This window comes from Pseudomonas sp. R37(2017), from assembly GCF_002113375.1.
In the GTDB taxonomy this organism is placed as follows: Bacteria; Pseudomonadota; Gammaproteobacteria; order Pseudomonadales; family Pseudomonadaceae; genus Aquipseudomonas.
The window spans coordinates 132017-140738 of record NZ_NEHO01000016.1; the positions used below are offsets into that span (position 1 = coordinate 132017).

Consider the following 8722-nt stretch of genomic DNA (forward strand, 5'->3'; position numbering starts at 1 on the left):
CTCCGTCATCGCGAGCCTGCCGCAAGCGGGCACCCGCTCCTACAGTTTTAACGGGTGTATCAGACGCCTGCAATCAACTGCCGCGCCGCCTGGCTGTGATCTGCAATCAAGCCCTTCAGGTCCAGCCCTTCGACCTGACCATCGATCACCCGCCACTGGCCGCCGACCATCACTCGGTCCGCGCGATCGGCACCGCACAGCAGCAATGCCGAGACCGGATCGTGACTGCCGGAAAAACGCAGTTCATCCAGTTTGAACAGGGCCAGGTCGGCCTGCTTGCCCACCGCCAATTCACCGATATCGGTACGTCCCAACAGACTGGCCGAGCCTTTGGTGGCCCAGCCGAGTACACGCTCCGGGGTGATCTTCTCGGCGCCGTAACGCAGACGCTGGATGTACAACGCCTGACGCGCTTCGAGCATCATGTTCGAAGCATCGTTGGATGCCGAACCGTCCACGCCCAAGCCAAGCAAGGCACCGGCATCGGTCAACTCGATGCTCGGGCAGATACCCGAGGCCAGGCGCATGTTCGAACTCGGGCAATGGCAAATACCGGTCCCGGCGGCACCGAGGCGGGCGATTTCGTCCGGGTTGAAGTGAATGCCATGGGCCAGCCACGTGCGCGGACCGAGCCAGCCGACACTGTCCAGATAGTCCACGGTACGCAGGCCGAAGCGTTGCAGGCAGAAATCTTCTTCGTCGAGGGTTTCCGCCAGGTGGGTGTGCAGGCGCACGTCAAGTTCCTTCGCCAGTTCGGCGCTGGCCGACATGATTTGCGGGGTCACCGAGAACGGCGAGCAAGGTGCCAGGGCTATCTGGATTTGCGCGCCTTCACCACGTTCGTGGTACTCGGCGATCAGCCGCTGGCTGTCGGCGAGGATCACTTCACCTTCCTGCACAGTCTGTTGCGGCGGCAGGCCACCGTCCTTTTCGCCAAGGCTCATGGAGCCGCGGGTCAGCATGGCGCGCATGCCCAGTGCGCGAACGCTTTCGACTTGCACGTCAATCGCGTTTTCCAGGCCTTCTGGAAACAGATAGTGGTGGTCGGCCGCGGTGGTGCAACCGGACAGCAGCAGTTCAGCCAGCGCGACTTTGGTGGCCAGGGCGAGTTTTTCCGGAGTAAGGCGGGCCCAGACCGGGTACAGGGTTTTCAGCCACGGGAACAGCGGCTGATTGACCACCGGCGCCCAGGCGCGGGTCAGTGTCTGATAGAAGTGGTGATGGGTGTTGATCAGCCCCGGCAGGATCACATGTTCGTGGGCATCGAACACTTCATTGCACGGTGCGCAGGGTTGCTGGCCGGCGCCGAGTACTTCGACGATCAAACCGTCTTGCAGCACCAGACCGCCACGGGCATCGAGACCGTTGGCCGTGAAAATGGCGAGGGGATTTTTTAACCAGGTACGGGTCGCAGGCATGTTGGCCGGCTCCTCTGAAAGTTGGGTTCAGGGTTGCCAGCTCAGTGTTGCCCTGTCTGCTGATCCAGGTTCGCCGGGGAGGCGAGGTGCGAAGTGTCGATCAAAACGCCGCCAGGGGCAAGCCCGGCCTGACAGGCAGGTGCAAAACCCTGTAGGAGCCAGCCTGCTGGCGATGTTGTGTCAGTCGACGTCGATGTAACTGATACACCATCGCCAGCAGGCTGGCTCCTACAGAGGACCGGGGGGGGTTACCAGGGAATGGTTTCACCCCGGTAATTGATGAAATGATGCCCGCCCTTGCCGACGTACGCATTCACCTGATCAACCAGGCCGCGGGTGCTGGTGTCGACATCGATGTCCGCGCCTTCACCGCCCATGTCGGTTTTCACCCAGCCCGGGTGCAGCGACAGCACGGTGAGAGAGGTTTCTCCCAACTGAGTGACGAAGCTGTTGGTCATGGAATTGAGCGCCGCCTTGCTGGCCTTGTACAGTGCCAGTTCCGGTGCATCGGGCATGGTCACGCTGCCCAGCACCGAGCTCATGAACGCCAGCACGCCGGTGTCCGGGCGCAGTTGCTCGACAAAATGCTCGGCCAGGTTGATCGGCGCCACGGCGTTGGTGAAAAACAATTGACCGACTTCAGCCATCGTCGCACCACCGTTCGGTGTCTGGACATCCGGCCCTTTGACCCCGGCATTGACGAACAACAGATCAAACACCTCGCCCCTGAGTCGTTGCGCCAGGGCGATGACGGCTTGTTGATCGTCCATATCGAGCTTTTCGATCCGCACCTTGCCCAGGCTCTGCAAGGCTTCGGCCTTTTGCGGATCGCGTACGGTGGCGGTGACTTGCCAGCCGTCGGCCAGCAGGGTTTTGACCAGCCCGAGGCCAAGCCCCCGGGACGCGCCGATGATGAGTGCGGTTTTTGCCTTGGACATGATTGGCTTCCTTGAAAATTCAGAGTCTGGGATTCAATGGACACTGTTGCCCGAGCCGTTGTTGCAACTCAGCGCGCAGTTCGCAGAGTGTCGTGACTGATGGCGCTGGCCTGGGCTAATTCACCGATGCGCATCATGACGTCTCGAGGGGGCTTGACCCTGGAGCATACTCCAGGCTTTAGCCTTGTTGCTCCCTGAATTGATGGAGCAATGACGATGTGGACTACAGCGTAATATCGCCGGTTGGTGCAGGGTAGTGCCTGGCATGACTTGTTCGTGACGATGGCGTTTGTCACGCCATGGAGTTTTACGGCGTTGCACGGGCTGTTGACGGGGGTGAGTCAGGCGTTGAATTTGCCCGTGCGACTTTGGTCAAAAAATGAGCAATGGGCCACGAGCCATGTCGTACGTGGTGCGGCGAAGGCCATGAACGGGTTATCCACAGATTGCTCCACAGTATTTGTGTGCAAGCTCAAGGCGCGGGCATAAGCACCGGGTGGCTTTCTTCTAAAGGTACTAAACCGTTGTAACTGTTTGTTTTTATTTGAATTTGATGTGCGTGATGGCAGATTGGACGAAAATTGAGCAAAGTTCGCAAAGCCGCATGACAAAAGGGCTACAGCAGTATGTGCTCAGGTTATCCACAACCGGGTGCACAGTAGATGTGGGCAAATATGGAATAAGTGGAAAACGCGGCGTGTCCCAAAAGATTGCAGCTTGCATTGACGTCATTCAGCGCTGCAGCAAAATGCGCCCGCGACTCAAGTCGGCCAGTTGTGACTGCAAGGTGGCGATCTGCGCATCGCCTACGGCCAACTGCAACTCGACACCATTGGCGGTGAAGTTTTCGTCCACAACCAATCCACCGGCCTCCGTCACCCGCAGCTTGACCAAGGCCAGCTCGGCAAATCCGCAAGCGCATCGCAGCGCTACCCGGCTGATCAACTCAAGCTTCGGTGCCGCTTGCAGGCACTTGTTCGCTCCTCCGCCATAGGCGCGGGCGAGGCCACCGGTGCCCAGCTGAATGCCGCCATACCAGCGAATCACCAGTACCGCGACCTGATCGCAATCCTGCGCCTCGATCGCTGCAAGAATCGGCCGGCCAGCTGTACCACCGGGCTCGCCATCATCGGTGCTGCGGTACTGATCGCCGAGCTTCCACGCCCAGCAGTTGTGCGAGGCATTCAAGTCACTGTGCTGTTCGATAAACGCCTGGGCCTCGGCCGGGCTGGCAATCGGTGCCGCGAAGGTGATGAAGCGGCTTTTGCGAATCTCTTCGCGGTATTCGCAAAAACCGCTGAGGGTAAATGGCATACGTTCCTGAATGGCTAATTAGATGGCAGGTTTCAGGCCGCAGCCCTTGAGAATGATACGGATCAGATTGTCCCCGGCGTCTTCCATGTCCTGCCTGGTCAACCGGGTACGCCCGGTGACGCGGCAGATCTGCGTGGCGAAGTCGGCATAGTGCTGGGTACTGCCCCACAACAGGAAGATCAGGTGAACCGGATCGACCGGGTCCATTTTACCGGCGTCGATCCAGGCCTGGAACACGCCCGCGCGCCCCTGGAACCAGGCACGGTAATCCTGGTTGAAGTACTCGGTCAGACACTCGCCGCCGCTGATGACTTCCATGGCAAATATCCGCGAGGCTTGTGGCTGGCGCCGTGAGAACTCCATTTTTGCGCGGATGTAGCGGGTCAAGGCTTCGCTCGGATCGTCTTCGGCGGTGAGGGTGTTGAAGGTGCTGTCCCACAGTTCGATGATGTTGCTCAGCACCGCCACGTACAAACCGAGCTTGTTGGTGAAGTAGTAATGCAGGTTTGCCTTGGGCAACCCGGCATTCTGGGCGATGGTGTTCATGCTGGTGCCTTTGTACCCGTGACGGGCAAACTCGTCTTCGGCGGCTTTGATGATGGTCTCTTCGTTTTTCTGACGAATGCGGCTGACGGGTTTGCCGCCGTGGGCTGGGACTTCAAAGGTCATGAGCACTTCCGAACTGGTGGGTGGGACGGCCAGTGCGTTGATAACGTACCCACCGGCTTCAGACAAGACCTCACACAATAAAACCTGACTCGGCTCCCACAGTTTTCAACGCGTCGCGGCCAGGCTCTCTAGAAAACTCTCAAGCACCAGATGGGGTCGACGACCCTTGCGTGTGACCGACGCCAGGCTGAGGTCATAGAAACGCGTTTTCGCTTTCAACGCTCGCAACCGGCCCTGCTGTACCCAAAGACTCGCGTAGTGATCAGGCAGATAACCGATGTATCGCCCGGTCAGGATCAGGAAGGCCATGCCTTCGCGGTCCGAGGCGCTGGCGGTGCAGTTGAGCGCCTGGTAGTGGGCCTGGATCTCGGCCGGCAAACGGAAGGTGGGCGCGATGGCGTCCTGGCTGTTCAGGCGTTCGTCGTCCAGTTGTTTATCGTCGACATAAAACAGCGGGTGGCCGACTGCGCAGTACAACAGCGACCGCTCGCTGTACAGCGGTTGATACTCCAGCCCCGACAGTGCGCTGGCCTGCGGCACCACGCCGACGTGCAGGCGGCCGTCCAGTACGCCTTGTTCGACTTCATTGGGCGCGATCATGCGGATCTGGATCTGCACATCCGGGCCGCGCTCTTTCAATTGCGCGAGAGCATGGGTGATGCGCATGTGGGGCAGGGTGACCAGGTTGTCCGTCAAGCCAATGATCAATTCGCCGCGCAAGTGCTGGTGCAGGCCGTTGACCTCGGTACGGAAGCTTTCCAGTGCACTCAACAGTTGCAACGCCGATTGATAGACCTCGCGGCCTTCTTCGGTCAGGGAAAAACCGGCGCGTCCACGTTGGCAAAGGCGCAGACCGAGGCGTTGTTCCAGATCGCTCATCTGCTGGCTGATCGCCGAGCGGCCGATGCCCAGCACGGTTTCCGCTGCGGAGAAGCCACCGCATTCCACCACGCTACGGAATATCCGCAGCAGACGAATATCAAAGTCGCTGACCTGGGCCAGCGGATCGGGACGGCGAGTGCTCATGCGGGTTGCTCAAAGTTTAGTAGTTGGCAGACTGAACATTAGAAAAGTTGGATTTCACCGACTTTATCCCCGTGGCAATTTAGCTGCAACAACGGTTTTCAATCCTTACGCCGCTTACTGCCTTGCGAGGTTTTGCCCATGAACTTGCCTGAAAACGCCCCGACTGACCTGGCCAGCCAACTGAAGCTCGATGCTCACTGGATGCCCTACACCGCCAACCGTAACTTCCAGCGCGATCCACGGCTGATCGTTGGCGCCGAAGGCAGCTGGCTGATCGACGACAAGGGCCGCAAGGTGTATGACTCGCTGTCCGGTCTGTGGACCTGCGGCGCCGGACACACCCGCAAGGAAATCCAGGAAGCGGTCACCAGGCAACTGGGCACCCTCGATTACTCGCCAGGCTTCCAGTACGGCCATCCTCTATCTTTCAAGCTGGCTGAGAAAATCACCGAGCTGACCCCGGGCAACCTGAACCATGTGTTCTTTACCGACTCCGGCTCCGAGTGTGCTGACACCGCCGTGAAGATGGTCCGTGCCTACTGGCGCCTGAAAGGCCAGTCGACCAAGACCAAAATGATCGGCCGTGCCCGTGGTTACCATGGTGTGAACATCGCCGGCACCAGCCTCGGTGGCGTGAACGGCAACCGTAAACTGTTCGGTCAGGCGATGATGGATGTCGACCACCTGCCGCACACCTTGCTGGCAAGCAACGCTTTCTCCCGTGGCATGCCGGAGCAGGGTGGTATTGCACTGGCTGACGAACTGTTGAAGCTGATCGAACTGCACGATGCGTCGAACATCGCGGCGGTGTTCGTCGAGCCATTGGCCGGTTCCGCTGGCGTGCTGGTTCCTCCACAGGGTTACCTCAAGCGTCTGCGTGAAATCTGCGATCAGCACAATATCCTGTTGGTGTTCGACGAGGTGATCACCGGTTTCGGTCGTACCGGCACCATGTTCGGCGCGACCACCTTCGGTGTGACCCCGGACCTGATGTGCATCGCCAAGCAAGTCACCAACGGTGCGATCCCGATGGGCGCGGTGATTGCCAGCTCCGAGATCTACCAGACCTTCATGAATCAGCCGACCCCTGAGTACGCGGTTGAATTCCCCCATGGCTACACCTATTCGGCCCACCCGGTAGCTTGCGCCGCAGGCCTGGCGGCACTCGACCTGCTGCAAAAGGAAAACCTGGTACAGAGCGTGGCCGAAGTCGCACCGCATTTCGAAAATGCGCTGCACGGCCTCAAAGGCACCAAGAACATCATCGACATCCGCAACTACGGCCTGGCTGGCGCGATCCAGATCGCTCCACGTGACGGCGACGCGATCGTGCGTCCGTTCGAAGCGGGCATGGCGCTGTGGAAAGCCGGGTTCTACGTACGCTTCGGCGGCGACACCCTGCAGTTCGGCCCAACCTTCAACAGCAAGCCGCAGGACCTGGATCGTCTGTTCGACGCGGTCGGCGAAGTGCTGAACAAGATCGACTGATTTCTCCTTCTATATACCTATCAACAGCAGGCACCCGGTACAGGGTGCCTGTGGACAACTTTTCAGGAGCTTCCATGAGCGTTATTCCGCATTTGATCAATGGCGAACTGGTGACCGAGAACGGTCGCGCGGTTGATGTGTTCAACCCGTCTACCGGCCAGGCGATTCACAAGTTGCCGCTGGCGACCCGCGAAACCATCCAGAGCGCTATCGACGCCGCCAAGGCTGCATTCCCGGCCTGGCGCAACACGCCGCCGGCCAAGCGCGCCCAGGTGATGTTCCGCTTCAAGCAACTGTTGGAGCAGAACGAAGCGCGTATCTCGCAATTGATCAGCGAAGAACACGGCAAGACCCTGGAAGATGCTGCCGGTGAACTCAAGCGCGGTATCGAGAACGTCGAGTTCGCTTGCGCGGCTCCGGAAATCCTCAAGGGCGAGTACAGCCGTAACGTCGGCCCGAACATCGATGCCTGGTCTGACTTCCAGCCGCTGGGCGTGGTTGCCGGTATCACGCCGTTCAACTTCCCGGCCATGGTGCCGCTGTGGATGTACCCGCTGGCGATCGTCTGCGGCAATTGCTTCATCCTCAAGCCGTCCGAGCGCGATCCAAGCTCGACACTGCTGATTGCCCAGTTGCTGCTGGAGGCCGGTTTGCCTAAAGGCGTACTGAGCGTGGTGCACGGTGACAAGACGGCGGTGGATGCGTTGATCGAGGCGCCGGAAGTCAAGGCGCTGAGCTTCGTCGGTTCGACGCCGATTGCCGAATACATCTACTCCGAAGGCACCAAGCGCGGCAAGCGTGTCCAGGCGTTGGGCGGTGCGAAGAACCACGCCGTGCTGATGCCGGATGCTGACCTGGATAACGCGGTGAGCGCACTGATGGGCGCAGCCTACGGTTCTTGCGGCGAGCGTTGCATGGCGATCTCGGTGGCCGTGTGCGTGGGTGATCAGGTAGCGGATGCCCTGGTGGCCAAACTGGTGCCGCAAATCCAGGCGCTGAAAATCGGTGCCGGTACTTCTTGCGGTCTGGACATGGGGCCTCTGGTGACTGGCCAGGCACGCGACAAGGTCAGCGGTTATGTAGATGACGGCGTAGCAGCCGGCGCGACGCTGGTGGTGGATGGCCGTGGCCTGACCGTCGCGGGTCACGAGGAGGGTTTCTTCCTGGGTGGTTGCCTGTTCGACAACGTCACGCCAGAGATGCGTATCTATAAAGAAGAGATCTTCGGGCCGGTACTGTGCGTTGTGCGGGTCAACAGCCTGGAAGAAGCCATGCAACTGATCAACGATCACGAATATGGCAACGGCACCTGCATCTTCACCCGTGACGGTGAAGCGGCGCGGTTGTTCTGCGATGAGATCGAAGTCGGCATGGTCGGCGTCAACGTACCGCTGCCGGTGCCTGTCGCGTACCACAGCTTTGGCGGCTGGAAGCGTTCGCTGTTCGGCGACCTGCATGCCTATGGCCCGGATGGCGTGCGTTTCTACACCCGCCGCAAAGCCATCACCCAGCGCTGGCCGCAGCGTGCGAGCCATGAAGCTTCGCAGTTCGCCTTCCCGAGCCTGTAAGTAAAAGGGCGTTAAAGGCCGATCCATTGGATCGGCCTTTTTGTTTTCGGGGTTTTTTGACCAATATGACAGAATTGTGAAAATAGCTGTTGACGGCAGATTTCAGATGTCTATAATTCGCCCCACTTCCGGCGCGGTCGAAACGGAAAACTCCTTGATAAACAACGAGTTACGCAGTTTTGACAGCAGGTTGCTTCAGTTCATCGAAGCCGCCAGGGAGTTGAAAAAGAGGTGTTGACAGCAGCGAGTAACGCTGTAGAATTCGCCTCCCGCTGACGAGAGATCTGAAGCGCAAGTGGTT

Annotated in this window: 7 protein-coding genes; 2 read left to right on the forward strand and 5 right to left on the reverse strand. The window is 59.4% G+C overall.

What is annotated here, in order from left to right; genetic code table 11:
- Positions 1-59 precede the first annotated feature (59 nt).
- The 5 genes from CAG47_RS22375 to CAG47_RS22400 all read right to left on the reverse strand — a co-directional run bounded on the left by CAG47_RS22375 (position 60) and on the right by CAG47_RS22400 (position 5365).
- Positions 60-1418 (reverse strand): 8-oxoguanine deaminase, encoded by a 1359-nt coding sequence (locus CAG47_RS22375; protein ID WP_085727495.1) that lies wholly within the window; start codon positions 1416-1418, stop codon positions 60-62.
- Positions 1419-1666: 248 nt separating this feature from the next.
- Entirely contained in the window at positions 1667-2356 is a 690-nt protein-coding gene (locus CAG47_RS22380) for an SDR family oxidoreductase (protein ID WP_085727497.1), read from the reverse strand.
- Positions 2357-3088: 732 nt separating this feature from the next.
- A complete protein-coding gene (locus CAG47_RS22390; protein ID WP_085727499.1) occupies positions 3089-3670 on the reverse strand; it encodes a YigZ family protein in 582 nt (193 codons plus the stop codon).
- A gap of 18 nt (positions 3671-3688) precedes the next feature.
- Positions 3689-4339 (reverse strand): TetR/AcrR family transcriptional regulator, encoded by a 651-nt coding sequence (locus tag CAG47_RS22395; RefSeq protein WP_085727501.1) that lies wholly within the window; start codon positions 4337-4339, stop codon positions 3689-3691.
- Positions 4340-4444: 105 nt separating this feature from the next.
- Entirely contained in the window at positions 4445-5365 is a 921-nt protein-coding gene (locus CAG47_RS22400; RefSeq protein ID WP_007971880.1) for a LysR family transcriptional regulator, read from the reverse strand.
- A gap of 138 nt (positions 5366-5503) precedes the next feature.
- Between CAG47_RS22400 and CAG47_RS22405 the strand changes: the two genes are divergently transcribed.
- Together CAG47_RS22405 and CAG47_RS22410 are read left to right on the forward strand one after the other, a co-directional pair.
- On the forward strand, positions 5504-6853 hold the full coding sequence (locus CAG47_RS22405; RefSeq protein WP_085727503.1) for an aspartate aminotransferase family protein: 1350 nt from the start codon (positions 5504-5506) through the stop codon (positions 6851-6853).
- 74 nt (positions 6854-6927) lie between these two features.
- Complete coding sequence (locus CAG47_RS22410) at positions 6928-8421, forward strand: CoA-acylating methylmalonate-semialdehyde dehydrogenase (protein WP_085727505.1); 1494 nt, start codon at positions 6928-6930, stop codon at positions 8419-8421.
- Positions 8422-8722 lie beyond the last annotated feature (301 nt).